Genomic DNA, 26,800 nt, shown 5'->3' on the forward strand with positions numbered 1-26,800 from the left:
CGAATATCTATTTCTTCGGATCGGCCGTGAACGGATCCGCGTCGGCCCCCTCGGTGAATCCGGACAAATTCATCTCTACACAAATGCGCATCTTCCATTGCGACTCGCGTCATACTTTGGTCGAAGCTTGCGGGCAACGCTCACCACAGCCGAATAACGATCCGACACCAACTAGTACAGAGGGATTCGCCATGAACAGCACCGAGAAGCGTTCGATACTGGCCCGTATCTCACCAATGCAGTGGTTTGCCCTCGCGGTGACGGTCTTGGCGGTCGTCTTCGTCGCCGAGAACCGCAGCAAGGTCTCCATCGAATTCCTGTTGATCACTATTCGTTCACCGATGTGGCTGATCCTGCTGACAATGTTCGTGATCGGATGGGTCACCGGTGTACTCACCATGCGCCGCCGCTCGAAGTAGTCACCCACCCGGATTGTCGTGTCGCGGAATCCTCCTGTCCAAACATACGAGGAGACGCGTAATTTCGGGAATGGCAGACCACTATCACCGGCGATTTACAGGAACACGATGCGGCGCACTCTGATTCGCCTTCGGCGCATTACGTCATCAACTTGACCACCACGAAAGCCGACGAACGGCTCGAGGCGGATCCGGGGCGATCGTCGAGGGTTCGACAACGTATTTTGGCACCGACCGGCGCAGGTCCGCGCACGCCGATCCCAGGGTGATCGGCGGCTTTGCGGCGGCAGACTATGCCACCGCCGCATCCACCGATCGCTGATACCGGCGGCAACGGGTCCACCCCACCGAATTTCGACCGGCGCGAAACCCGGTGGGGTTCAGGCTGTTACCAGCCGCAACCATTCCCAGTTCAGTTGTGTCACACAATCAAATGGTGGCCGCCCCGAGTTCAGCCTGCTGACCACGAGCATCATCGATAACAAGTCCGGAAGCGCTACCGGGCAGACGAGCCTCGATGGCCTCGATGATGCGTGGGCGGAGTTCGGAGGCGCTGATAATGGCGTCGACCGAACCGACCTCGACAGCGCGCTGAATATTGTGCACGCGGTCGAACTCTGCGGCGACATCGCCGAGCTTCTCCGCGCGGACCGACGATCGGACCTCGTCGAGTTCCGCGGTCAGGGCCGCGCGATCGGTACCGGATCCGTTGGCGGCGCGCGACTGCAGGTCCCGCACCCGGGGATCGGCCGCGGTCCGCGTGTTGACCTCAGCGGAGAACACCACTGCCGCGGCCGGAGCACCGCCGAGCACCGAGGCGAACGAGCCTTCCAGCGCGAGCACGGTCATATTCGGGTTCAGCGCCTTCGAGAACACCACAAACGCGCCACCGTGGTATCGCGAAATCACGCAGAACACAATGGGGCCTTGGAAGTTCACAATCGCGCGGCCGATCTCGGCGCCGTACTCCAGCTGCAGCTTCCGCATCGATTCGGGCGAGCCGTCGAAGCCCGACAGGTTTGCGAGCACAACCAGCGGCCTATTGCCACTAGCCGCGTTGATTGCCCGCGCGGCCTTCTTCGATGACTGCGGGAACAGGGTGCCCGCGGTGTAGGTGTCCGGGCCGTCGGTAGACGGGAATCCGCGCCGCGGGACCCCCCGTGACTCGATGCCGAGCAGGCACACCGGGATGCCGCCGAGATGCGCGTCCTGCACCACTGCCGTTTCGGCGTCGGCCATGCCGGCCCAGCGTTCCAGCACTGGGTGGTCCTGGTCGGAGAGTGCCCGCATCACGGTCCGGATGTCGAAGGGCTTCTTGCGGTCCGGGTTGGCGGTGGCGGAGAAGATCTCGCCGACGGTGGTGAAGTCACTGTCCGCCAGTACGTGCGGGAAGTCGGAGACATCCCGCTCGACGGGGTCGCTGGTCTGCGACCGCCGCGGCGCCTGCTCGCCCGGTGCGACGTAGGTGTGGTCGTAGTGCGACATCAGCACGTCGCGCGCTGCGGTCAGATTCGGCGCCCAGTACTGCGCTTGCCCGTTCGGACCCATCACCCGGTCGTAGCCACCGATGCCGAAGTTGTCCTCGGCCGACACGCCACCGGAGAAGTCCAGCGACTGCTTGCCGGTCAGCACCATCGCGGAGTCAGGCGTCATTACCAAGATGCCCTTGGTGTGCATGAGCATCGTCGCTTCGGCGTTCCAGTACGGCTGTGCACCGACATTGATGCCTGCGACCACGATGTTGATCTCACCGCCGTCCTGGGTGAACTCGACGATCCGCTTGAGCGCAGCCGCCACCCAGTCCATGTTCTCGGTGCCCGACGCCATGGAGATCCGAGCGCCGGAGGACAAGGCATACCACTCCAGCGGTACCTGCATCCGCTCGGCCAAGTCCAACGCGGCGATCACGCGGCGGCACTCCGGTTCCGACAGTGCGCCCAGCGACTTCGTCGGATCACCGAGCAGGATCACCCTGGTGATGCCCTGTGGATGCTGCGGGGTCGGGGTGGTGACCACGCCCGCGACGATCGCTGCGGTGTTGCGACCCTTGGGTCGGTCGACCGGCACCAGTGTGTGGTCGGCGTCGAGGTCGTATTCGGCGAAGTCACCGAGCAGACCGGTCAGCTCGTAGGGGTACACGGTGTTGCGGCTGCTGGCCCGCAGCACTTTCTGTCGGTACTCGTCGATCGGCTCGACCGGCTCGTCGGACCGTTCGCCGACGGTCACTTCGGTGGCGTCGAAGCCGATATGCACCGCGACCTTGATCAGCTCGCCGGTGTTGGGATCGCGCTGACGCGCGATGAGCAGGATCTCCTCGAGCCCGGCGCCCGCGGTCGTCGGCCGCACATGCTGGACGACCGTTTCCAGTTCGGCAGGGGTGACATCGATCGGCGGCCAGATGTACATCACGATGCGGTTGGTGTTGAAGCGTTTGGCCGACGGCCGCTGCGACTGCGCACGGCGGATCGAGTCGAGGCAGGTGGCGATGGTGGCCTCGGCGGTCGGCAGCGCGAGCAGCCGGCCGTCGTGCTCGCGCAGTGCGGCCAGGTCACGCACCTGCGCAAACGCGATGAGGCGATCGTCTGCCGGGTTCTCTTTCGCGACGCATCGGAACAGGTAGACCTCCTCGTCGTCGGAGGACGGCAGGCGGGTGAGGTCGAACTTGCGCAGCCGCTGCATCTGCATCCGTTGCGCGATGTACGGGTGCAGGCCGCGGATCAGTCGCTCTTCGGCCATACCAGTGGCAGATGGGCGGAAGGTGAAGTGGTGGTGCATCACCGCACCGCCGCTACCGGCGACGGTGGCGGTGATCCGGTGCACCTGGTTCGGCATCCGGTGCGCGCTGAGGGCATCGTGCAACGCCGCTGCCATCGCATCGAAGTCCCCTGGCTGCTTCTCCCAGCTGAGGTAGATATCGGCGTCGATGGACGCGGCGCCGGTCGCCACTTCGGTGAGTCCGCGCAGCGCGGTGCCGAGCGCGTCGAAGCTCACCGCCGCGGAGACCAGGCTCAGGCCGCGGCGCTCGGCGATCACAAATGTGCAACCGCCCACGTCTTGGGTGCGAACGCTGGTGAGGCCCTTGTTGCCGTAGTACCGCCGGGTCAGCACCTCCAGCATGACCGTGTTGTCCAGGTTGCCGCGCACCAGCCGTTGGCCGAGCAACCGCACCAGCGGCTCGGTGCTGCGCACCATGTCGGCAATGTGCTCGGCGCGATCGGGCGCGTCCGGGTGCGCGTCCAGGTGGCGCAGGTGCCTGCGGATGTTGGTGTATGCGCGAGCACGATTACGCCGCAGCAACGGATGGCCGTACCAGGCGTACACCACACCGCGGGCAAGGTCGGCGATCACGGGGAAGCGCACCTGCGTCGCGGCCACCAGCCGCTCCAGCGCCAGGCCGACGGGCTCGCGCAGCGCCGCATCCGGCATCGGCTCCTGTAGCCACTCGCGCAGCAGCGTCGTGATAACGGTGACGGTGTCGGACGGGCGCTGCTGGGCGAGGAAGATCCGGAAGACCGCGGCTTCGAGTTCGGGCGAACGTTCCAGATCGGTGACACCATAGTGCCCGAGCGCGTTGGCGAGCTTGGCTTGGAACGACTCCGGCAGCCCGGCCCGCTCGACGTCGAGGCTTTGCAGGTAGGTGTGGAAGTACTCGCGGGCGCTGTGGACGTGGCTGTGGCTGCCCTCCTCATCCGACGAGCGGTTGTGGCTCAGTTCTGCGAGGTCGGCGAACACCGCTACGAGTTCGAGTTCCTCGGCGAGCGGTCGGTGGCCATCCTTCAAGGCCGCCCGGCGCGCGGTGAGGTAGTCGTCGAGAACTCGGCGGTCGTCGTGCGGGTCGACGTCGAACCCGAGCAGCAGGCTGCGCAGGTCCTCCTGACCGCGGGTCGTTCGCTCGTGCGGTTGGACTTGCGCGGACTCGACGGGCAGGTCCAGCTCGACGGACCCGACCGCGGTGGTGTCCTCGGCTTCGTCCTCATCGGCGAGCGGTTCGAGCCACAGCAATGGTGCACCGGTCTCCACCTGGGTGCCGACGGACACGACGCATTCCTTGAGCCGCGCCTTGAACGGCGCGCGCAGCACCGTCTCCATCTTCATGCTCTCCAGCACCAGCACCGGCGCGCCGGCCTCGACCTCGGCGCCGATCTCGAGCGGCGTGGCGACAACCAGCGCGGGGGCGGGTGAGCGGACGACGCCGCCCTCGTCGCGGCTGATCCGATGTGTCACACCGTCGACATCGACGAGGTGGATCGGCCCGTGTGTCCCGGTGATCAGGCGGTACCTGCTGCCGTTGACCAGAATCTGCCCGGTGTGGTGATCGAAGCGCTCGAGATCGACGTCGGCGGTGCGGATGTCGCCACCCGCCTCGATACCGATGCGGAACCGGTGCGCACCGATGCGTGCGACGCGTACGCGGTAGCCGACGCCGCGCAGTTTGAGGTCGAGCGGTCGGCCGCTTGCGTGTTGCACCTGAGGACGTCCGCCGGAGGCCGTGGACAGCAGCCGGTGCCGCTCGACGCGCTCCTCCTCCTCGTACGCATCGATGGCGGCGGCGGCCAACGCGATGGCGGAGTGTCGGTGCGACACGAGCCGGCCCGCACCGCGGACGCGGTCGATCCAGCCGGTGTCTGCGCTGGCGTCGATCACTTCGGGCTGGTTCAGCAGGTCGAGCACGAAGCTCTTGTTCGTTGCGCCGCCCTCGATGATCACCCTGGTCTGCGCCATTGCCCGGCGCAGCCGGCCCAGCGCTTCCTCGCGGTTACGGCCGTAGGCGATGATCTTGGCGATCATCGAGTCGAAGTCGGCCGGAATGGTGTCGCCCTCGCTGACGCCGGTGTCGACGCGGATGCCAGGCCCGGCAGGCAGGTCCAGCCGCGCGATGCGGCCCGGGGCGGGCGCGAAGTCGCGGTCGGGGTCTTCGGCGTTGAGCCGGGCCTCGATGGCGTGCCCGCGCTCGGCCGGCGGGTCACCTTCGAGCCGGCCGCCGGAGGCCACCAACAGCTGCGCCCGAACGAGGTCGAACCCGGTGGTGTACTCGGTGATCGGGTGTTCGACCTGCAGGCGAGTGTTGACCTCGAGGAATGCGAAGAGCTGGTCACCGGGGTGGTAGAGGAACTCGACGGTCGCCGCACCGCGATAGTCGACCGCGATAGCCAGCCGCTCGGCCGATGCCTTGAGCTCGGCTGCCTGCTCGGGACGCAGTACCGGTGACGCGGACTCCTCGATGACCTTCTGGTTGCGCCGCTGCACCGAGCAGTCGCGAACGCCGAGCGCCCACGCAGTGCCCTGGCCGTCGGCGATTACCTGGACCTCGACGTGCCGGGCGCCGGTGACCAGCCGCTCCAGGAATACGACGCCACTGCCGAACGCCCGCGCGGCCTCCTGCCGGGTGCGCTCGTAGGCATCGACGAGCTCTGCGTCGTTCGTGATCACCCGAATGCCGCGCCCGCCGCCGCCTGCGGTCGCCTTCAGCATCAGCGGGTAACCGATCTCGGTTGCGGCTGTCAGGGCGGCTTCCACGGTCTCGACCGCACCGCGGCTCCAAGGCGCGACCGGCACACCGACCTCCTCGGCGATCAGCTTCGCGCCGATCTTGTCACCGAGCTTGCGCATGGCGTCCGGGCTGGGGCCGATGAAGGTGACTCCGATCTGTTCGCACAGCTCCGCGAAGGCCGGGTCTTCCGCGACGAAACCCCAGCCGACCCAAGCGGCGTCGGCTTCGGTCTCCACCAACGCACGTTCGAGCGCCTTCAGATCCAGGTACGGGCGTGCGGACGCCGGACCGAGGTCGTAGGCGATGTCGGCCTCGCGCACGAACGTCGCGTTCCGGTCGACATCGGTGTGCAGTGCGACGGTTTCGATCGGTCGCGCAGTCTCCGCGGCCAAGTCTCGGACGGCGTTGATGAGGCGCATGGCGGCCTCTCCCCGGTTCACGATGGCAATGCGGCTGAACACTCGCGAGTCCTTCCTTTCCAGAGCGCTGGCCCGATCGACGGGCGAGGGGTTGCAACTCTCGGTCACGCGTAGTGTGCACCTCTATTGCGCTCAGGTACACAGCGTGTGGGTGTTACTCGCACGTATCGTTGGAAATGCCTCATGTGAGGCCATGTCAGCGGTGGCGGAATTCCACAGCTAGCGGCCGACAGCGTAGCTGAGCAGGGCGTCGATGAACGTATTCGAACGAGAGCGGGGGCGTCGATCCGCGACCAGCACGTGCCAGCTGCATTGACCTGCAATGTTTCTCTTATTTCCGGGCCACGCGACGGCGGGCCGTATCCGATCGGCAGGGGCGCCCGAGAAGCTCTGAGCGCTCCGCCGCAGTGGAGGAAGTGATCTGTGTGGCCGACATTCTCGATGTACTGCACGCTCGCTGCGCTGAGATCGCGGGCGAGGCGATCCTCTCGGGAGAGGAGCATCCCAACCTCACACTGACCACACGCGAGGTGGCGGACCTGCTCAACCGCATGGCCGACCTACACCGTCGCTACCATGACATCGACCTCGCTTACCGTGAACTCGACCACCGATACACCGTGCTGCACCGAGCGGCCGGCGAAGCCACCGTATCGCTGGAGAGGATCCGCGCCGCGCTGGAGCAGCGCACCGCGCACCCGGAAGCCCAGCTACGCCAGGCATGCACCATCGCCCGTTTCGCTGCCCAGAACCTCACTGCCACAAGCCTGGACACTGAAGGAGCAGGGAGTTGATACCCCCGCGCGGTAGCTGGTTCGTGTTCTCGCATGCCAGGACATCCACTCAAGCCTCTGGTCGCCGACGCTCTTGCCGAATTCGTGCTCTGTTGTGGGATTTCATTCCCGACCCACGGAGGTGAAAGACATATCCGCGTAGCGGTTTCCGGCGACCTGTCCCGCGATCGGTTCCAACACCGCGAGCTCGGCGGCGGTCAGCGCGATGGTCGCGGCCGCTACGTTATCGGCCAGCCGGGCGCGGCGGCGAGTGCCGGGGATCGGAACAACCGACAGGCCGTGCACGGTGGCCTGTGCGTGCACCCAGGCGAGCGCGACTTCTGCGAGGGTGATGCCGCGGGCGTCCGCGATGGCGCGCAGCGGGGCGAGTAGTTCGGTGTTGTGAGCGGCGTTGTCGCCGGAGAACCGCGGCATGGTGTGCCGGAAATCCTTCGCATCCGCCGATTTACCTGCGGGGGTAAAGGAACCGGTGAGGAATCCGCGGCCGAGCGGCGAGTACGGCACGAATGCCACGCCGAGTTCCGCGGCGGCGGGCACCGCAGTGCGCTCGACATCCCGGGAGAACAGCGACCACTCGGACTGTATGGCCGCAATCGGGTGGACGGCATGGGCCGCACGCAGTTCGTCACCGGTCACCTCGGATAAACCGAGCGCCCGAACCTTGCCCTGCGCAACCAATTCCGCCATCGCGCCGACCGATTCTTCGATCGGCACCTCCGGATTGCGGCGGTGCATGTAGTACAGGTCGATGGTGTCGGTACCGAGCCTGCGCAAGCTGGCCTCCACCGCATTGCGGATGTAGGCGGCGGAGTTGTCGATGCCTCTGTAGGTGGGATCGTCGGCCTTGCGGACGATGCCGAACTTGGTGGCCAGTACCACCCGGTTCCGATTGGCCTCGACGAAATCGCTGAGGAACTCCTCGTTATGGCCGGAGCCGTACATGTCGGCGGTATCGAACAGGGTGACACCGAGTTCCAGTGCGCGATCCAGGGTCGACCGCGACTCGGTCAGGTCGGCGGTTCCGTAGAACTCGCTCATCCCCATGCAGCCGAGTCCCTGCACACCCACCTCGATGCCGGTGCTGCCGAGCGTCGTAGTGGGAAGCGTATCGGTGGAGGTCATGTCGTGATCCCTTCGTGGTAGCGCGGGTGAGAGATACCGGACGGACCGCCGAGACTTCGCCCTCGCGATTCGCTCACCACACTCGCTCTTCTCGTTGAACATCGACGACGCTATCCACCTGGAGTGCACTCGAAGCAAGGCCTGGTGCTCAGAAAAGTGGAACGTCGTCGAACGGGCGATTTGATCGACGCTCACGCCCCGACCGTGCTGCTTGCGGGCCTCCCTGCCTACGGCAACCGAGCGAATGACCTGCTTCGCGTCGACACACTACGAAGCGGTAGCCGGTCTCGAATCTCTATAGAGCTGTTGGGTTTTCGGCATCGCATAGACGACAACGCAGCATTGGAGCCGGCGAGATAACCCTGTCCTCGGAACCAGTTCAATCCAGTCACGACGGATCGACAGCGGCCGCCGCTACCGCGTCGCTCGGGTGCCGGTGAGCTCCGCTGTCGAGCCAGGGCGCAGACGAGGACGATTTCCCGGACCGGCCAGAAGCGAGTCGACAACGAACATGTCCGCATCGTGCTCACCGCTCGTTGCTGTCAGCCCCCTGTTTTATGGTGGCGGTCATGGTCGATATCGCGGTGCGCAGCCAGGTGCCCGGCATGTCCGGTGATGATCTGCCGGCGGTGCTGGTACGGCTGGCCGACGATCGCACGATAGTGCGGGAGCTGATCCGGCGTGCGGTCGAGGAGCAGATCCGGGAGCTACGCACCGATGCGGCACGCTGTCGGCGGATGCTCGACCGCCAGTACCTGTCCAACACCGACCTCCGGACGCAGGCCACCAATGGTGCGATCAGAATGCCGCAGCAGGCGCCGGCGGACCCGGACGTTACCGAGGAGGTGGCCCGGGCGCACCGGGCCTTCGCCCGGGGCACATTCGTGGTCTTCGTCGACGGACGGCAGGTCGTCGACCTCGACGAGGAGGTCGTGCTTCGGCTCGGTGCGCCGGTGGTGTTCCTGCGGCTGGTCGCGCTGGCGGGAGGCTGATTGCGATGGAGCGATCCATACCAGAGATCTACCTCGACGTCGTCCGCGAACAGCGTGAGGCGCTGTGGCGGCTGGTGGACCAGGCGCGGGTCCTGGCGAAGGCCGGCGACCTGGCGGGCTTGTGGGACACCGCCGAGGTGATCCGGCTCCGGATCGAGCACGGCGACGACCAGACGATCGGCAATCTGGCGCCACACGTGGGCGACATCGTTTCGGAGCTCGACGATCTCTACGACGCCGGCTTCCCGGTCGACCGGCCGGACGACGTTACCGGCCTGCTTGCCGCGCCGTGGCCGACGGCACACCGGAAATCTCTGCTGGCCGCCGCCCTGGGGAGCGACGTCCGGCACCGGCAACTGCTGGACGAGATCGCAGAACAGGCCATCGCCGCCACCGACACCCACCTGCTGCGGGTGCTCGTGTTCACCCCGCTCGGCACCCTGCGCCGGGAGACCGTGGCGCAGATTCTCGACACGCTGCACCGAGCCGGCGCCCTTGACGCCACCGTGGTCGAACGGGCCTTCACCGACGACCGCTACCTCGGCTACGCCATCATCGGCCACTCGCCGACCGGCGACGCGACCAGCCCGCCGCTGACCTGCGCGGACACCGTACGGAAACACGTGGATGCGCTGACCTGGCGGCTCGTCTCCGCACCAGCCCCCGCCGACTGGGACGAGCTGCCCAAGGTGCTGGTACCGCGCGGTCTGCGGTTTGCTCGTGCGGCGCTGTCCTGGCACGGCGACCAGCGGGTGGCCGATCACCTCGGGGCGGCGGAACTGACCGACGAAGAACGCACCGCCCTGCTCGACCTGCTGCGGGATCGACCCGTAGAGGAACAGCGCCGGGCGTTCGGATGGCGGCTGCGCGCCGATGACGCCGACACGCTGCTATCGCTGTTCGACCTGGAACGCGCCGCGCCATTGCTGCGCCTGATCCGGGCGATGCCAGTCGGCGAAGCCACCCGCCAGGACCGGGCGGTCCTCCTCGCCGCGATCGAGAACGCCGGCCCGGACGCCGCCCGGCGCCTGCTGGAACTCGAACCCAATGAGCTGGTCTCCGCGGTCATGGGTGGCAACCGCGCCCAGGTGGTGAAGCGTGTCGAACACAATGCGCTGCAGGGCATCGCCGCGTTCGGGATGCTGCCCCTCGCTCCGGACGAGACGGTCCTCGACCGCTACCTGGCGCTGCGCGAGTCTGCGAAGAAAGGTGCCAAGCTCGGCCCCAACCGCAGACACAGCCACGCCGCCGCGATCGCGGTCGCCCTCGACCACCTGGCGCAGGTGGCAGGCGTTCCGGAGGCGAGCCGCCTCGAATGGGACTGCGAGGCACGCATCGCCACCGAGACCCCCACGGAATTGGCGGTCGGCGACTACCGGATCGCGTTGCAATTCGACGGCGCCGACCCGACGATGGCAGTCAGCCGGGCGGGCAAGGCGCTGAAGTCGGTGCCGGCCACCGTCCGCGCCGACCCCGGCTACCAGGGGCTTCGTGAGCATCAGGAGCGACTGCGGGACCAGGCTCGCCGGATGCGGACCGGGCTGGTGGAGCGGCTGGTCGCCACCGCCGGGACGCTGGCGCCGGACGAGCTGGTCCGACTGCTGTCGCTGCCCGCCGGTGCGGCGATGTTGCCCGCGCTGCTCTGGCGGGACCGAGCGGGCGTGATCGACCTGCTCGACCAAGTCGACACCACCGGCCCGGTCACCGCCGTCCACCCCGTCGAACTGCACGAGCGCGGGGTGCTCGCCGACTGGCAGGCGGAGATCGTGCGGCGTCGCCTCCGACAGCCGATCAAGCAGGCGTTCCGGGAGCTGTATTTGCTCACTCCGGCCGAACGCGAGGCGGGCGACGTGTCGCGGCGGTTCGCCGGTCAGACGGTCAACGGCCGGATTGCGGGCCAGTTGCTGTCCGGTCGGGGCTGGTTCACCCATGGTGAGTACGACGACCATCAGGCGACCCGCGTCGTCGGCGACGGCCTCATGGCGGCGCTGCGCTGCGACTTCCACGGCTACTTCGGTACGGGGAACGTCCTTGTCGGTGAGGTCCGCTTTCTGATCAGCGGCCCCCGTGGCCCGGGCCGTTACGGCTCCCCGACCGGCGCGGGCAGTGTCGGTGGCACGCCAGTGCCGCTGGTCGACGTTTCGCCGGTGGTGTTCTCCGAGGTCATGCGAGACCTGGACTTGGTGGTGTCGGTCGCCGGCACCGAGCCGGAGTTGTACCTGTCGCCGGCGCAGGCGGCGAGTCGGGCGCAGGTGCTCGCGGCGCTCATTGCCGACCTGGGGCTGGCCCGCGTCACCGTCGAGGGGCACTCGGCCGTGGTGCGGGGCACCCGGGCAACCTATCGGGTGCACCTGACCAGCGGCAGCATCCACGTCGACCCGGGCGGCTACCTTTGTGTGGTGCCTGCCTCGTTCGGCACCACGGCGCACCGGCGGCTGTTCCTGCCGTTCGCCGACGAGGACCGGATGACGAGCGTCATTCTGAGCAAAGTGCTCCTGCTCGCCGAGGACAAGAAGATCAGCGACCCGTCGATCCTGACTCAGCTCGATTCCCTCACTGGCAAAGCCCCGACCTGACGTGACCCGTGCGGTGGCGTGAGCTTGGACGAGGTCATCTCAGCGGAAGTACGGGTATTCCTGGACCCAGTGGAAGCCGCGGCTGCGCAAGGGGAAGGAATCCAGGTCGACCTGTTGCAGGGCGATGCTCACCGACCGGCTGTTCAGTTGTCCGGCCATGGCAAGACGATCCGGTGCGGGCTGGTCGAAAGTGAAGGCGCCCAAGGGGGTCGGCTGGGTGCCGGGTGCTGTGGGTAGCAGCACCATGGCGATTGTGTGTGCGCTGGTGTCGACTATGGCGATCACCGGTACCAGCGTGCCGTCCATTCGCTGGATGGTCGCGTTCTGCCGATCGAAAACAACACGCTGCCAACGAATCTCATCAGTGACCAAGGCCGGGACCTGCTGGCCGTCGAGGCTGAACTCTGCCACCGTCCAGATCCCGTACAGCGGTGGCTCCTTGCTACCCGCGCCGTGGTCACGGTACGCATCCAAGCTCGAGTACGCGCCCGAGACGAGCAGCCAGATACCAAGTGCGGCTTGTAAACCCACCGCGATCCGATTCCCACGCGCGCTGCGTAGCAGCGGGCGCCGAGTCGAGCGATCAGCGGGCCGGTCGAGCACCAGCACATTCGCCAGCCTGCGCGCCTCCGGAGCCAACAGCATCGAGCACAGCAGCATCAGGTGAAATGCCAGGATCTTGGCGGGGACGTCGTAGGTCATGTTCAGCACGAACACCTGCATCGTGCACACCAGACTCAGCAGCGCGCCCACCGTCGTCGTTCTCGGAAGGAAGAGCAGCAGTCCGCCGACCAGTTCCGCAGTGCCGAGCAGGATCTCGTACGGCTGCGACACTCCGACCTGGCTCCACAACACGGCCATCGGACTGAAATCCCCGTACGGCTCGAGCAGCCTGGCCAACGCCGGCGAGGGCATCTGGTTGGGGATAACTTTGGAAAGCCCGTAGACCAGCATCTCCACGGCAAGGCATAGCCGGACGAAGAGCAGGAACCAACTGCTCAGCACCACATAGTTCGGCCGGCGCCGATCGAGAACGGTCCATAGGACAGTCGCAACCACCGCGACGACCAGGATGCAGAACAGCAGCACCCACAGGAACGTCTGGTCACCACTGATCGAATCCTCATGCGCGGCGGCGTCTGTGCTGAACACATGCTCGCCGGTCCATTCGACGAGGGGACGCCACAAGCGTGCGAGCCAGAACGGCGTCGAGTCCGGCAGCAAGCGGCCCACCAGCCCGAGGAACTCAGAGATGATCCGGGGGTACACGAGGCAGAACAGCCCGAAGTACACAAAGCAGAGCCGAAATATGATGCGGACGAACGGGTTCCAATGCTGGACGCTGGTTTCGGGCGGCGGCTCGGCGCCTACCCGATCGTCGACCGACTCTGTACCGACCGCTGCCACTCGCATCCTCACCGTATTCGCCACAGCCCCCGCCTGAAGGTATCGAACCAACCAGGTCCGTCTCAGGAAAACCCCGATCTCCGGTCAACGGTCGGCGCGATGTTCCGATCAGGCGGGGCGTTTACGTCCGGACGGGCAATGCGGTGTCGCGGTGCGCGTGCTTTTGAGGAGGCCGAAAGTTTTGTAGGCGATCTAGCCACCCGCCGGCGAGCTCACCATCGACCGGTGATTGCTGGCCCCAACGCCGCCGACAACCAGAACGGGATCTTGATCAGAAGACCCATCAGCGCCAGCGCGCCAGCAGGCTCGCGATCCCGCTGGGGGTGGCCCGAAGATTAGAAACCGCCAGGGGGACAGTAGAACTCGCGCACTGACGGGGAAGTATCGACCAGCGGTTGGTTCGTCGGTTGATCGACGGCAAGGTGTTAGGGCGAGCAGTTCGCCTGTGATCGAGAGTTCGGCAGTAGGAGACCGTCGATTACCTGGCGCATCTTCCGGATGCTGTCGGAGTCGCCGAGGCGCAGCGCGATATTGGTTGCGTTGAGCATGGCGTCGATCTGGAAGACGGCCAGGTCGATATCAGTTTCCAGGAGCTGTCGGTCGGCGGCAGCCCGCTCGAGTTGTCGCGCGAGGGTGTCGAGCCAAGCGCGGCGTTGTTGCAGCAGTGCGTCGCGGATCTGTCCGGGGTGGCTGTCGAACTCCGGCATAGTGGCGCCCCAGAAGCAGCCGCCGGGAAACAGCGGCAGCGCGGCATAGGCGATCCACCGCTCGATCAACATACGCATCCGGGCCGCGCCCTCCGGTGCCGCCTGCGCCGGACGGATGACCGCGCCGACGAAGACCTCGCGTGCCGTTTCCACCGTGGCCAGCTGCAGACTTTCCTTGGTGCGGAACAGTGTTTGAATTCCCGGTTTGCTGATCCCGAGGTCATCGGCGAGACGTCCGAAGCTGATCCCGCCCAGGCCGTACAGCGACGCGATATCGACTGCGTGCCGGGTGATGAACTGGCGCGATCGTGTCCCACGCTGCCGACGCCGATTACCGGTTCGGTCCTTGTCAGGTTGCGGGGCGTCGTGCTCGGTCGTCATTCCATCGACCTCTCGGTATCTGGTGAGACCGGCAGGAGCCAGCCGAAAAGGACCACAGCGGCGGTGACTCCGATGATTTCGGCGAGTACGAAGCCGGGGACATCGGCCGGACGGATGCCGGAGAAGGTGTTCGTCAACGCCCGGGCAACCGTCACGGCGGGATTGGCGAAGTCGGTCGGCGTGAACCAGAACGCGGCGCCGATATACGTGGCGACCACCCCGGCCACCTTCGAAGGACGGGTCCGCGAGCACACCCACACAGCGCCGACCAGACCGAAGGTCGAGACGAATTCACCGAGCAACTGTGCCCCGCCGTGGCGTGGCGAGGTGGACCACGACCAGACCGGTTCACCGAACATCAGGTCCGCCACGGCAACTCCGGTGACAGCGCCCCACACTTGCGCCGGCACATAGGCGATGGCAGTGCGTCGGGATATGTCGCCGCGGACGGCCAGGGCCGCCGTCACCACCGGATTGAAATGCGCGCCCGACACCGGGGCGAACCATTCGATCAGCGCGAACAGCGCCGCCGCAGTGGCCAATGCGTTCACCAGCAGAGCGATGGCGGTGTTCCCGCCGGCGAGGCGCTGGCCGAGAATGCCCGAGCCGACGACAGCGGTGAGCAGAAACCCTGTGCCGAGCGCCTCGGCCACCAGCCTCCGAGGCAGTGAAAGCTCCTGTGCCGCAGCGGCGGCCACGGTCGGTGTGTGCATCACAGCACGCGCTCGACGTGGTAGGCCACACCGCCGTCGACCAGATACCCCGTCCCGACGGCGACGACATCGTTCAGCCAGGCGTACCGGGTCGATCCGGTTTCGAACAGCGGATTCGTCCGGAAGTAGTAGCGTGCCGGGTCGATCCGGAATCGGGTGGCCGGGTCGGCCATCTCGGCGCGCACTTCCGGCGGTATCACCCAGCGGCCTTGGTAGGTCATGTGCACCAGCTCGTCGTCATCGGTGCGCAGCGTTAGCCGAACGTCCAGCAGCATCGTCCCGTCGGGACGGAACAGCGCCCAGTCGCCACCGCCGGCCACCACCTCGCCGCGTAGCCCGGGTCCCTCGAACGATCCACCGGCCGCGCCGAAGAGCACCCTGCGGCCGAGTGCGCCACCGTTGCCGAATTCCAATCGCGGGTTCAGATCCACGACTATGTCGAAAAGTGGTGCGGTTCTGATTGTTTCGACGGCCTTCGCACGCGCGTGCACCGTCATCGCCGGTCTCCCACCGTGCTCGTCCTGCGGACGGTATCGCCGAACAGTTTGTGCCGCACCGCATCCGTGGACACGCCCGATTGCGCGCACAGGCTGGACAGGTCGAAGAAGAATCGTTCGTTCGCAATCAGGTCGTCTGCGAAGGTAAATCGGATGAACACCGGCACCTCGGCGCGCTCGCCGCTCGGAACGACCCCGAATCGGTTGCCGGTCATGGTCATTCGCGCGATGCCCCAGCACACCAGCGACTCGCCGTCGTCGGCGTGCCCCTCCAGATCGACGTGATAATCCGGGAACGTCGCGAAGAACCGTGCCAGGGCCTGCTCGTTCTCCGCCAACCCGCGGGCCGTGGTCCCGAATGCCAGGTTCTCCAACACCATTTCGGGGTGGAGCAGCCGCAATGCCGCAGGCAGGTCCTGCCTGCTCTTCGCAACGGCCAGGACCTGCGCGAGCTCGAACATGCGGTGACCATCCATGGTGAACATCCTTCGATCGCTGTCGATATCGAGTCGTGGCGACCCGCCAAACAAAACATACAGTCGACCGTATGTAATATCAACCACCTAGCCGACCACGGAAGGCAGCAGGCAGCCGAACGTGAGGCGTGGCCAGAAGAGGGTGTCGCGCACGCGTAGTGGCCGGTAGCCGTGCTGAGTGCCGAACGTGCTCGTCGACGGGCCGACGCTCGTTGTGGCCGATACCGGCGCCGCAGCCCTTCCGCCCAGCATGGGCGTGCGACAGATTTGTCGGTAGCCGAATGCGATCTTGAATCGAATCCGCTGGTCATGATGGGCATGCCGTCGCGGTCCGGTTGCGCGGTGTCCAGATCTGGTCTCAGCAAACCTGTAGCGAGAGTCACGCACGAACGCTAGGAACACCCCGATGGACACCTCGTAATTGCGGGCTGCGGACATCGCAATCGACGCGCTGCCACTGCGCAGGTGATCAATGGGCGCCTCGCCTTCCTCCGGTGTCCACTGCCACGGAAACAGGCCTGCGTGTCGATCCAGTCGTCGTTCTTCGGATATGCGATCGAATGTCATAAATAATGCGTGGTGTTTCACAGACAAATTCCGCAACCATGTCCGGACGGCGAAGACATAGTGTGCACTAATATCTCCCGGCCTACTAGACAGTGTCGTGGTGGAGTCGACTCCCCAGTTATCGAGAACTGGACGAGCGGGCGCACGGCGGCAGTCGTTCCGAGCTCTCATCTGGCGCCGGGTGACAGGGCGCTGCTTCTTTATCGTCCTGGGTTGCATTTCGACGCAGGGTTTCTTGGTGCGCCGATGGCTGGAGCGGTTGTCGTACCCGCCCCGGTACCGGATAGGGCATGAGCGGCCGACAATGCTGAAACATTCAATGGTGCAACAGGTTCCATATTCGCGAGCGACATCTCACGCCGTGTCGCCGACCAACTCCCGCCGCACGCAATGCACGCCGACGTCCGACAATGGCCACCGATGGGAGCACTGAACGGCATGGCAACGGTCGCGACTTCATCGACCAGGCCCGCAAGCTGACGAGCAGCAGACGAATGTCATTGCAATGGAAGACGAAACGACGCGAATCATCGCAATTGAGTAAGGCTCCGGCTGCATCGTCCTCAGCAGCGACAAAAGGAGTAAGCTCAATCCATTCGGTGTCGATAACATCGAAATGTTGATGAACAAGTAGTAGCAAACGACGGCGTCCAGATGCCGAGTCGACCGAAACCTCCCACGCCAGCGAATTGTCGACCGAACAGAGCAACCGAGGAGGCATCATGACAGTGGTCCAGAACTTCATCGACGGCAAGCTCGTCGACTCGGTCGGCGGTGCGACGATGGCGCTCGTCGACCCTGCCACCGGCGACCAGTACGGCACCGCTCCAGCGTCCAACGAGCAGGACATCGACAACGCGTATGCAGCGGCGGCCAAGGCGTTCAGCGACTGGAAGCGCACGACGCCGTCGCACCGCCAGAAGGCGCTGTTGGATTTCGCCGACGAGTTGGAGAATGTCGCCGAAGCGCTTGTCGAGGCAGAGGGCCGCAACACCGGCAAGCCGAACCACGTCACCTTGGCCGCAGAGATCCCCCAGATGCTGGACCAGACCCGATTTTTCGCGGGTGCAGCACGGGTACTCGAGGGCAAGTCGGCCTGCGAGTACCTGGCCGGCCATACATCGTGGATCCGCCGGGAGCCGGTCGGCGTCATCGGGCAGGTGACGCCGTGGAATTACCCGATGATGATGGCAATCTGGAAGTTTGTGCCCGCGATCGCGGCGGGCAACACGGTGGTGATCAAGCCGAGCGACACCACCCCGGTGACGACGGTGATGCTGGCCGAACTGGCCTCCAAACACCTGCCGCCAGGCGTGCTCAACGTGGTTACCGGCGACCGGGTGACCGGTGCGGCGGTGGTCGCGCATCCGACCCCGAAGATGGTGTCGATCACCGGTTCGGTGGCCGCGGGCCGTGCGGTCGCGGAGTCGGCCGGAGGCCGCCTGAAGCGCACGCACCTGGAGTTGGGCGGCAAAGCACCGGTAATCGTGTTCCCCGACGCCGATATCGCTGCTGCCGCCGCGGGTATCGCGGCCTCGGGTTATTTCAACGCCGGCCAGGATTGCACAGCGGCCACCCGGGTGCTCGGTCACGCGTCGGTGGCCGATGACTTGACCGCGGCGCTGGCCGAGCAGGCCGGCAGTGCAACAACGACGTTCGGCAAGGCCGCCGATGACGAGGACGCCTGGGTGCCGCCGGTCAACAACGCCAACCAACTACAGCGGGTACTCGGCTTCCTCGACGAGGTGCCCGATCACGCTTCGGTCCTGGCCGGTGGGCACCGGCAGGGCGACCACGGGTATTACGTCGAGCCGACGGTCATCGGCGGGCTGCTCCAGCATGACCGACTGAGCCAGAACGAGATCTTCGGCCCGGTGATCACCGTGCAGTCGTTCACCGACGAAGACGAGGCGATCCGGTGGGCCAACGGCGTCGAATACGGGCTGGCATCCTCGGTGTGGACCAAGGATGTATCGAGGGCGCTCCGCGTGTCGGCCGCGCTCGACTTCGGCTGCGTGTGGATCAACACCCACACCGCGATGGTCGCCGAGATGCCGCACGGCGGGTTCAACTCGTCCGGGCACGGCAAAGATCTGTCGATGTACGGGCTGGAGGACTACACCCGCATCAAGCATGTGATGGCCAAGATCGACTAGCTAGTCCTCCGCGAGCTATCCCTATCCCCACTCGGCTTGCGACATGCCGAATTTCCGGCGGATACGCGAACCCGGCAAATTATCGGATGTACCCGAATGTCGGCAAGAATCCTGATTCCTGCCGAGGCCCGGCTTGGAGTGTCGTGATGAGAGCAATTCCTCGTCTGGTTCTGCACGGTTGCGGATAGCCGTGATGGCGGGCTTGATCGCAGGCTCGGATCACCTGGGCTCTGTCCGGCCCATGCCGTCGACGGTGCACGGCGCCCCAGGAGAGGACATTAGCCGTGCGGGCTGCTCTGGATCACTCCGGAGGTGTCGTGTCGTTGCCCGTAGAGATCTACGGTGGAGATATGACCGCCTTGGAGTATCGGCATTTGCTGGTCGCGCGGGACCGCGACACGGTGCGCATCACCATGAACCGGCCGGAGCGGCGCAATGCGCTGTCGGGCGAGCATCTGGCGGAACTGCTCGCCGCGTTCCGGGCTGCTGGCGAGACCGACGCCACCGGGATAGTTCTCGGTGCGCACGGTCCGGTGTTCTCCGCAGGACATGATTTCGCCGACGTCGCCGCGCGCGACCTGCTCGGCGTGCGGGAACTGCTCACACTGTGCACCGAGCTCATGTCGACCATCGAGTCGGTGCCGCAGGTGGTGATTGCCCGGGTGCACGGTCTGGCCACGGCCGCCGGCTGCCAGTTGGTGGCCTCATGCGATCTGGCCGTCGCCGCCGAATCAGCTGGTTTCGCGCTTCCCGGCGGCAAGGGTGGCTGGTTCTGCCACACCCCCGCGGTGCCGGTGGCCCGCGCCGTCGGCCGCAAACGCCTGATGGAACTGGCCCTCACCGGCGACCCGATCGATGCCCGCACCGCCGAACAGTGGGGCCTGATCAACCGAGCAGTGCCAGACGCCGATCTGGACACCGCCGTCGACGAGTTACTCGCCCGCGCTACCCGGGGCAGCCGAGCCAGCAAGGCACTCGGCAAACGCACTCTCTACGCCCAACTCGACCGCCCTGAAGCAGATGCCTACGCCCTCGCCCTGGAAGTCATGGCTGCCGCCGCTCAACTTCCCGGCGCCCGCGAAGGGATGGCGGCCTTCCTCGCGAAGCGCCCACCCGTCTGGCGCGATTAGCGCCACCAGGGGGCTCTTCTCCGGCCGCGCCGAACCGCTCGCCCTCGACGGTGATGCGCTCGAGCCGACCGGTGACGGTGGTGCTCGAGAGGTCCAAGAATGCTCAGCGCAAGGAGCTTTGGAGGTGCCTGGACTACTGACGCGCTGCCTGCATCCGATCGTCCAGTCGTATCCTTGCGCTGCGGTTCTGGACCCGCGCATCGCACTAAGTGCCATTGTCGCGATGGTGCCACTGACAGACTGGAACGCCAGCGCCGAGCTCGCGGCTCCTTCGGCCCGCACCTGCACGGTGTTCACGCGGTCCCCTTTCGCCCGGTTCACCGAGTTCGCCCAGCGCGCAGCGGAATCCACACCTCCTGAAGTCACCGGCCCAGTGCGATCTGACCGGCCAGCCCCCCACCTTGATCCAAGTCAGCTCGAACGAAATGTTCTACCCGGACGCGGAACTCATGGCGGCGCGGCTCGGCGAGCACGGCGCGCTGTGTGAGTTGCAGGTCTGGCCAGGTCAGGTCCATGCCTTCCAGGCCGCCGCGTCCAGCGTGCCCGAGGCGGCCCATGCCGTCACGATGATCGTGGACTTCGTCGAACGTATGTGACGTCCCGCAGTGGCTGAGCCCGCCGCCTGATCCACGTGGTCGTGGCTGCGGCCAGAGAGGTTTTCACCGAACAAAGACTGTCGTCACCGTTGTCCTCAGGATTGTCGTCGGACTCTGTAGCAGCGTGGGACGGGCGGCCGGTATAGGTTGGGGACAGGGCACCCGTACGTCGGCGCTGTCGATCTCCAACCTGCCGGTTTCCTTCGGGCAGATTGGATGGTGAACACGTTCACTGTCGCTGGAAAGGATCTGCCGTGTTCATGACAACCACATTCACTACTTCGCGTCCGATATTGGCCCGCGCAGCTGTCGCTGGCGCAATTGCTGCTGTATCCCTGACAATATCGACGATTCCGGCCTCGGCCGATCCGGCGCCGTCCGGTGCGGTCGGCACCGAAATCAGGCATGACGGTTGGGACGACCCTCCTGGCTTCCAGAGCAACGGCCACGGCCACGGCCACGGCAATGATTGGTGGGGCAATGATTGGTGGGGGGATCACGACCACGGTCGCGGCAATGATCCGTTGTGGCGGCTGTTCCACAATCTCATACCGGGTGGCGTGTTCGGCAGCAGCTAATCGGGGTCACACAGCACGATCGGCCTCCAGTCCTCAGCTCAGCGGCCCGCACTATCGCGACCGTCGCGCGCCCGCTGTCGCCATGGCAAATCATCTACTGCGACAACGCTTCCAGCGATGCGGCAATCTCGTCGTCGGGACCAACCCCTGCTTGCCCTGGATGCCAGGCCCATCGTTGTGGTTCGCCGGCGCAGACCTCGGCGAGGATGCGATGGACCCAACAGTGTTCCTCGCGGTATCGGTCCCGCCGAGAGCGAGCATTACCGGCTTACCGATTCGAAGCGTCAAGACAGGGCTCATGGGACTCGCTGCGGCAGCAACAGGTCCGCTCGGTATTGCCTTGGTGTCTTCCCGAACCATCGTCGGCATGAGCGGTTGAGGGTGCTCTGTTCGGCGTAGCCCAGCAGGCCTGCGATCTGGCTGAGTTGCAACCGGGGTTCGGCAAGGTATCTGGCCGCTTGGTTGCGGCGTACCTGCTCGATGAGGTCCTGGCAGCTCACGCCCTCGACGGCCAGGCGTCGTTGCAGCGTCCGTGGATGCATCGTCAGTTGGTCGGCGATGACCTCGGCGCTGCACTGGCCGGTGGGCAGCAGCCTACGGGCCAGCTCGGCCACGCGTTCGGACAGCGCCGTGGTGCTCGGAACGTAGTGGGCCTCCATGTACTTCGTGGCGATGCGCCTGGTCTCGGGGTCCGCGCTGTCGATACGCCTGGCGGCCAAATCCCGGGGCAGCACGAACCCGCACGACGGCTGCCCGAAGAGCACAGTGCAACCCAGCGCCTCTCGGTAGGCAGCGTCCGAACCCAGCCGGCCGTGCACGAATGAGACCGAGCGGGGGCGCGCCTCAGGTCCGCCGAGCAGGCGAATCATGCGAACAGCATTGGCCATGCTCAGCTCATACCCCTGGGACATCTGTAGCGGAGTCGGCTCGGTCATCTTGTAGATGAACTGGAGGTCGGCGTCCGTAGTCCGAGCGACTGCCAGCTTCAATGCCGGGGAATGGACATATAGGTAGCGCGCGATCGATTCCAGTCCACCGAGCAAGGTCTGAGCATTCCGCGCGATCACCGCGATGGGCCCGAGGATGTCCAGGCCCTGCCAGCGTGCCAGGCGAAGCCCGAAGTCCGGACAGTCCAGGTCGGCGGCACTCGCCTCGAGCAGACGAACGGTCGCCTCGAAGGAGACGAACGCATCCTCCTGGTATTCGATACCCGGCTGGATGTGGAAGCGCGACAAGAAAGGCCCCGGGTCAGCACCGAGCTCCCTTACCAGATCGCCGTACCCCCACAGGTTCGTGGCACGGATCAGACTGCCCACGCGACCACCTCCCTATGTCGGAAAATGATAAAAATATGTCGGGAACTGTCAAGATCTGTGACGTGACACACGGTCATCCTGTTTCTACAACGTCTGTGAAACACAGCACGCGGAAGCAAGAGGAAGCCATGCACGCATCACATTTCGACGTCTTGATCATCGGTGCCGGCCTGTCCGGCATCGGTACGGCCTCTCGAGTGACGGCCGCGTTCCCCGACAAGACCATCGCCGTACTGGAGCGACGCGAGCGACTGGGCGGCACGTGGGACCTTTTTCGCTACCCCGGTATTCGTTCGGACTCCGACATGTACACCTACGGGTACAAGTTTCGGCCGTGGCGCGACCTGAAGGTACTCGCCGACGGCGGGTCGATCCGGGAGTACATCGCGGACACGGCAAGGCAGTTCGGCATCGACAAGAAGATTCACTACGGCCTGAAGATCGTCACCGCGGACTGGTCGACACCCGAATCCCGCTGGACAGTGACCGCTCTGGAGGAGGCGACCGGGCAGACGCGCATCTTCACCTGCGGCTACCTCGTCAGCTGCACCGGCTACTACAACTATGACGCGGGCTACCTACCCGCCTTCCCCGGCATGGAGCGATTCAGCGGCCGGTGTATCCACCCCCAGCACTGGCCGGAAGATCTGGATTATTCCGGCAAGAAGGTCGTCGTGATCGGCAGTGGCGCCACTGCCGCCACCCTGGTGCCGGCGATGGCTCGCGACGCCGAGCACGTGACCATGTTGCAGCGCTCCCCGTCGTATGTATTCTCGCTGCCCGCCTTCGACAGAATCTCCCAACTGCTGGGCCGATTCCTCCCGCAGGACTGGGTGTATTCGATGGGTCGCAAACGGAATATCGTATTCCAACGCCAGCTCTACCTGGCCTGCCGTCGCTGGCCCCGTCAGATGCGCCGGTTCCTGCTCTGGCAGGTGCGACGCAATCTCGGCGCCTCCGTCGACATGAGTCACTTCACTCCGAGCTACATGCCGTGGGACCAGCGGATATGCGCTGTGCCCGATGGCGATCTGTTCAGGGTGCTGGCATCGGGCGACGCCTCGATCGTCACCGATCAGATCGACACCTTCACCGAGAAGGGCCTCCTGCTGCAGTCCGGGCAGGAACTGGAGGCCGACATCATCGTCACCGCCACCGGTCTCGACATCCAGATGCTGGGAGGGATGGCACTCTCCGTCGACGGTGAGCCGCGCAAGCTGCACGACCAGATGACCTACAAGGGCTTGCTCGTGGAGAGCATGCCAAATCTGGCCTGGGTTTTCGGATACACCAACGCGTCATGGACGCTGAAGTCCGACATCGCCGGCGCCTACCTATGCCGTCTGTTCAAGCACATGGACGATCACGGCCGCACCGTGGCAACCCCCCACGATGTCGAGCACTCCGCGATGGACGACGGCATTTTGGACGGGCTGCAGTCCGGCTACGTGAAACGCGCGAAGAACACACTGCCACGCCAGGGATCCAAGCCTCCGTGGAAGTTGCTGATGAACTACGAGCAGGACTCCAAAATGCTCCTCGACGACCCCATCGACGATGGCCTACTGCGGTTCGAGGCCCCAGCGCTGGAAGGCGCGATGGCATGAGCACGCCGACCTACATCACCGTCGACGGTCGACGCACTCGCGTGCGAATCGGCGGCGACCCCGAGCGCCCGCCTGTCCTGTTACTGCACGGAATCGGCCGCAGCCTCGAAGATTGGGCACCCCAGTTTCATCGACTGGCCCGCACGCAACGGGTCATCGCCCTCGACGTTCCCGGATTCGGCTTCTCGGACCGCCCTCAGGAACGCATCACGCTGCCGGTGCTCGCCCAAGGGGTCGCCGAAACGCTTGCCGCCCTTGGCGAGAAGCGACCACTGCACCTCATCGGGAACTCGCTCGGCGGTGCCGTGGCCATGCAACTGCTCGCTCTCGAACCGGAACGGGTGGCGAGCCTGGTGCTGGTCAACAGTGCGGGATTCGGCTCGCAGGTCGCCATCGCGCTGCGGCTGCTGGCCCTGCCCAGCATCGGGTACCTGGCGACTCGACACACCACCCGCCTCGCGGCGGAGGTGAACGAGCGCTTGATCTTCGCCGACAAGTCCCTGGCCACAAAGGAGCGGGTCGACCACGCCCGCACCATCGCCAAACAACCTGACCCCGGTGACGTGACGTACGAGACCGCCCGTGCGCTGGCTACTGGCCGAGGAGTCAGGCCCGAATGGCGGGCCGAGCTGATCGCGGCCGTCGCGAAGCATCCTCGACCGACTCTGGTTGTCTGGGGCGACCGCGACCGTGTACTACCCGCCAACCACCTCGACACCGCACGCCAACTGCTACCGCACGCCGACACCCATCTGTTCACCGGCGTCGGGCACATGCCGCAGATCGAGTGCCCCGATGAGTTTGCCGAGCTCGTACTAGCTTTTCTCGCCGGCGCCGCAACGGCCAGGAGCCAACCAAGTGCCGCGCACCTCAGTCGGTAAACACGACAAGAAGCGGCTTCGCAGGATTCACGCCGACGGCGGCCTCGATGTCATCGAGCTCGCCTGAGGGCGCGCAGCGCTTGCCGCAATCGCATCAAGAAAACCGATTAGAGGAGACACCCATGTCAACGCTCGATAAGGTGACTGTGCTCGGCGGCGGGTTCTCTCGGCGGACAGATCGCCTGGCACTGCGCTTTCAAGGGCAAAACTGTTGTCATCTACGACATTTCGGAAGAGGCGCTTGACCGGTGCCGCGGAGCTCACGGCCAGTACGCGCACGTTCACGCAGCGCTGCGTAGATCCGGCACCACACGCGCGGGTCCACCGGCGAAACAGGGCGTCGACAGTCTGGTGCGGCGGGAAGTCGGCCGGCAGGGCCCGCCAGGCGATCCCGCCGCGAACCAGGTAGAAGATCGCGTCCAGAACCAAGTAGACGGCGACAGCCGGGTCAGCCTGACCTACCGTGGTCAGGCTGACCCGCCCTGAACCTCGGCGGTCAGAGGCCGAACCTCACTGGCAGGCTGATGGTTTTCCGACCGTCCATGGGTGGATAATCAGCCGGCGCAGGCAGTCGACTGGATGTTGGCCAGCGACAGGGTCTGGCAGGCCCACTGCTTCTGGACCTTCCACTTGCCGTTTTCAGCAACGAACGGCACGTCGGCGATATTCTCCTGGCCGTTGACGGTGAGCTTGGCTTTGGCGTTGAGGGTGTCACCGACGGGAGTGGCGACCTCGGTGACCTCCACCTTGGCACCGGTCTGCGTGTAGGCCTCGGCGAGGCGGCTTGGCAGGTCCGGATCATTCTCGGCGCCTTGTACCAACTCCCGCTTCTCGGTGTTCGGCACGTTCGGGTCCAGCGCGTGACTCAGTAGGGTGTTCAGGTCGGCGGCGGTCGGGGTGGGCGGCAGCTTGTCGGCTGCAGGCGCCTTGACGCTAGTGGTCGCCTTGGTCGAGTTGGCGTCACTCTTCTTATCGTCGCTTCCACAGGCGGTCATGCTCAGGGCGGTGACGATGGCAAGACAGGCGAAAGCAATCCGTCCAGTATTCTTCAACTGCTCGTCCTTTCCTTCGCGTTCGAGTGGGTTCGTTCCGATCACACGGGGCAGTGGCCACCCGAGCGGCGGCGCTGCACGAGGAACTCAGGCTACCCGTCAGATGTCCCTCTACCAGCTGAAACGCCACTGCCACACCGAGCCGATCCGCCGGGCCACGGCCACGGCCCGGATCGACAAACGCGATATCGGCCGGGGTCAGGGTGAAGTGTGGAAAAACTCCCTAGTTCGCGCCGGGCTCGGGCCACGCCGGCCCGGCCGAGGTGAGCGCATCCAGAATCCGGCGGACCGCCGCCGGATCCGCGTCCGCGATGGCCGCGACATCCTCGGCCGGCCACGGCCCCGACCCGTGTCGGGCGACGATGTCGCGGATCGTGCGGGTGACCTCGAGATCGTGCGCCTGCTCGGCCATCGGGCGCAGCTCGGCGAGCAGTCGATCGAGCCACTCCGCATCCGCGCCACTTCTGCCGGGGCGGGCTTGTTCGGCACGCCACACGAGATCGTCGAGCACGACGGCGATCTGTCGAATCAGCTCACCGCGCGCCACATCGTCCTCGGCCGTACCCACCCTCCGAGTGTGCGCCTCGAACTCGGATAAGTTCTCGCAATTTGTATGAGCGTGAACTCAGGCTGCGGCAGTCTTCCTGTGCTGAAAGGTCGGCTCGGAGTTGCAGATCTGAGCGCTGAGGTACCAATCCACTGACATTCCGGGCGAAGGCAGGCTCCACCAGGACCCAGGTTCACCATCCGCACTCGTTGGGATGGTGGAACCGGCGACACATGCCCATTTCAGCTTCGCGAAATACCCGGACCGGTGCCTGTCCACCCCTCTCTTTGTTCGCTGTGACCAGGTCGAACACCGTGTCAGTGAGCCTGTCAGGTCGGTGTCAGGTCGGTGTCAACCCGGCCGGTGAAAGTAATGC

Annotated in this window: 21 protein-coding genes and 1 pseudogene; 10 read left to right on the top strand and 12 right to left on the bottom strand. The window is 65.5% G+C overall.

Going from position 1 to position 26,800, the window contains the following annotated elements; genetic code table 11:
- Nucleotides 1–191 precede the first annotated feature (191 nt).
- A complete protein-coding gene (locus ACLMAL_RS30475; protein WP_328412232.1) occupies nt 192–419 on the top strand; it encodes a hypothetical protein in 228 nt (75 codons plus the stop codon).
- Between the two features lie 429 nt (nt 420–848).
- Here the strand turns inward: ACLMAL_RS30475 and ACLMAL_RS30480 are convergent, their stop codons facing one another.
- Entirely contained in the window at nt 849–6,371 is a 5,523-nt protein-coding gene (locus tag ACLMAL_RS30480; protein ID WP_412002229.1) for a carboxyl transferase domain-containing protein, read from the bottom strand.
- A gap of 383 nt (nt 6,372–6,754) precedes the next feature.
- Between ACLMAL_RS30480 and ACLMAL_RS30485 the strand changes: the two genes are divergently transcribed.
- The gene (locus ACLMAL_RS30485) at nt 6,755–7,123 is read left to right on the top strand and encodes a hypothetical protein (protein WP_412002230.1); all 369 of its coding nucleotides are present in this window, start codon (nt 6,755–6,757) and stop codon (nt 7,121–7,123) included.
- A gap of 102 nt (nt 7,124–7,225) precedes the next feature.
- Here the strand turns inward: ACLMAL_RS30485 and ACLMAL_RS30490 are convergent, their stop codons facing one another.
- Nucleotides 7,226–8,245 carry an aldo/keto reductase gene (locus ACLMAL_RS30490; protein ID WP_412002231.1) on the bottom strand — a complete coding sequence of 340 codons (1,020 nt, stop codon included), beginning with the start codon at nt 8,243–8,245 and terminating at the stop codon, nt 7,226–7,228.
- Nucleotides 8,246–8,814: 569 nt separating this feature from the next.
- Here ACLMAL_RS30490 and ACLMAL_RS30495 point away from each other — a divergent pair.
- Nucleotides 8,815–9,237, top strand: a complete 423-nt coding sequence (locus ACLMAL_RS30495) for a hypothetical protein (RefSeq protein ID WP_412002232.1) — start codon at nt 8,815–8,817, stop codon at nt 9,235–9,237.
- Nucleotides 9,238–9,242: 5 nt separating this feature from the next.
- On the top strand, nt 9,243–11,813 hold the full coding sequence (locus ACLMAL_RS30500; protein WP_412002233.1) for a DUF4132 domain-containing protein: 2,571 nt from the start codon (nt 9,243–9,245) through the stop codon (nt 11,811–11,813).
- Between the two features lie 39 nt (nt 11,814–11,852).
- Here ACLMAL_RS30500 and ACLMAL_RS30505 read toward each other — a convergent pair whose 3' ends face one another.
- The 6 genes from ACLMAL_RS30505 to ACLMAL_RS30530 all read right to left on the bottom strand — a co-directional run bounded on the left by ACLMAL_RS30505 (nt 11,853) and on the right by ACLMAL_RS30530 (nt 16,561).
- Nucleotides 11,853–13,220, bottom strand: coding sequence for a DoxX family protein (locus tag ACLMAL_RS30505; RefSeq protein WP_412002234.1), 1,368 nt, complete (start codon nt 13,218–13,220; stop codon nt 11,853–11,855).
- Between the two features lie 425 nt (nt 13,221–13,645).
- Entirely contained in the window at nt 13,646–14,308 is a 663-nt protein-coding gene (locus tag ACLMAL_RS30510; RefSeq protein WP_412002235.1) for a TetR/AcrR family transcriptional regulator, read from the bottom strand.
- A complete protein-coding gene (locus ACLMAL_RS30515; RefSeq protein WP_412002236.1) occupies nt 14,305–15,021 on the bottom strand; it encodes an aquaporin in 717 nt (238 codons plus the stop codon). The genes ACLMAL_RS30510 and ACLMAL_RS30515 overlap by 4 nt, the downstream gene beginning before the upstream one ends.
- The gene (locus ACLMAL_RS30520) at nt 15,021–15,518 is read right to left on the bottom strand and encodes a DUF3237 domain-containing protein (RefSeq protein WP_412002237.1); all 498 of its coding nucleotides are present in this window, start codon (nt 15,516–15,518) and stop codon (nt 15,021–15,023) included. Before ACLMAL_RS30520 ends, ACLMAL_RS30515 begins: the two co-directional genes overlap by 1 nt.
- Nucleotides 15,515–15,994 carry an ester cyclase gene (locus tag ACLMAL_RS30525; RefSeq protein WP_412002238.1) on the bottom strand — a complete coding sequence of 160 codons (480 nt, stop codon included), beginning with the start codon at nt 15,992–15,994 and terminating at the stop codon, nt 15,515–15,517. Before ACLMAL_RS30525 ends, ACLMAL_RS30520 begins: the two co-directional genes overlap by 4 nt.
- An 87-nt stretch (nt 15,995–16,081) precedes the next feature.
- Entirely contained in the window at nt 16,082–16,561 is a 480-nt protein-coding gene (locus ACLMAL_RS30530; protein WP_412002239.1) for a hypothetical protein, read from the bottom strand.
- Between the two features lie 722 nt (nt 16,562–17,283).
- Between ACLMAL_RS30530 and ACLMAL_RS30535 the strand changes: the two genes are divergently transcribed.
- The 4 genes and pseudogenes from ACLMAL_RS30535 to ACLMAL_RS30550 all read left to right on the top strand — a co-directional run bounded on the left by ACLMAL_RS30535 (nt 17,284) and on the right by ACLMAL_RS30550 (nt 21,021).
- Nucleotides 17,284–18,717 carry an aminobutyraldehyde dehydrogenase gene (locus ACLMAL_RS30535; protein WP_412002240.1) on the top strand — a complete coding sequence of 478 codons (1,434 nt, stop codon included), beginning with the start codon at nt 17,284–17,286 and terminating at the stop codon, nt 18,715–18,717.
- Nucleotides 18,718–19,067: 350 nt separating this feature from the next.
- Nucleotides 19,068–19,847 carry an enoyl-CoA hydratase-related protein gene (locus tag ACLMAL_RS30540; RefSeq protein ID WP_328412213.1) on the top strand — a complete coding sequence of 260 codons (780 nt, stop codon included), beginning with the start codon at nt 19,068–19,070 and terminating at the stop codon, nt 19,845–19,847.
- 347 nt (nt 19,848–20,194) lie between these two features.
- Nucleotides 20,195–20,443, top strand: a pseudogene (locus tag ACLMAL_RS30545) (alpha/beta hydrolase); the annotation flags it as partial.
- Between the two features lie 260 nt (nt 20,444–20,703).
- Nucleotides 20,704–21,021, top strand: a complete 318-nt coding sequence (locus ACLMAL_RS30550; protein ID WP_412002241.1) for a hypothetical protein — start codon at nt 20,704–20,706, stop codon at nt 21,019–21,021.
- A gap of 296 nt (nt 21,022–21,317) precedes the next feature.
- On the opposite strand, the gene ACLMAL_RS30555 is transcribed toward ACLMAL_RS30550, so the two are convergent.
- Nucleotides 21,318–22,337, bottom strand: coding sequence for an AraC family transcriptional regulator (locus ACLMAL_RS30555; protein ID WP_412002242.1), 1,020 nt, complete (start codon nt 22,335–22,337; stop codon nt 21,318–21,320).
- 128 nt (nt 22,338–22,465) lie between these two features.
- Here ACLMAL_RS30555 and ACLMAL_RS30560 point away from each other — a divergent pair, with 128 nt between their 5' ends.
- A complete protein-coding gene (locus ACLMAL_RS30560) occupies nt 22,466–23,944 on the top strand; it encodes a flavin-containing monooxygenase (RefSeq protein WP_412002243.1) in 1,479 nt (492 codons plus the stop codon).
- Complete coding sequence (locus tag ACLMAL_RS30565; protein WP_412002244.1) at nt 23,941–24,825, top strand: alpha/beta fold hydrolase; 885 nt, start codon at nt 23,941–23,943, stop codon at nt 24,823–24,825. The genes ACLMAL_RS30560 and ACLMAL_RS30565 overlap by 4 nt, the downstream gene beginning before the upstream one ends.
- A 27-nt stretch (nt 24,826–24,852) precedes the next feature.
- On the opposite strand, the gene ACLMAL_RS30570 is transcribed toward ACLMAL_RS30565, so the two are convergent.
- The 3 genes from ACLMAL_RS30570 to ACLMAL_RS30580 all read right to left on the bottom strand — a co-directional run bounded on the left by ACLMAL_RS30570 (nt 24,853) and on the right by ACLMAL_RS30580 (nt 26,445).
- Nucleotides 24,853–25,254, bottom strand: a complete 402-nt coding sequence (locus ACLMAL_RS30570; protein ID WP_412002245.1) for a transposase — start codon at nt 25,252–25,254, stop codon at nt 24,853–24,855.
- A 125-nt stretch (nt 25,255–25,379) separates the two neighbouring features.
- Nucleotides 25,380–25,922: a hypothetical protein gene (locus tag ACLMAL_RS30575; RefSeq protein ID WP_412002246.1), complete on the bottom strand. Its 543-nt coding sequence runs from the start codon at nt 25,920–25,922 to the stop codon at nt 25,380–25,382.
- Between the two features lie 178 nt (nt 25,923–26,100).
- Nucleotides 26,101–26,445, bottom strand: a complete 345-nt coding sequence (locus tag ACLMAL_RS30580) for a hypothetical protein (protein WP_412002247.1) — start codon at nt 26,443–26,445, stop codon at nt 26,101–26,103.
- Nucleotides 26,446–26,800 lie beyond the last annotated feature (355 nt).

The sequence above is a fragment of the Nocardia sp. CWNU-33 genome (assembly GCF_046764895.1).
Classification (GTDB): Bacteria; Actinomycetota; Actinomycetes; order Mycobacteriales; family Mycobacteriaceae; genus Nocardia.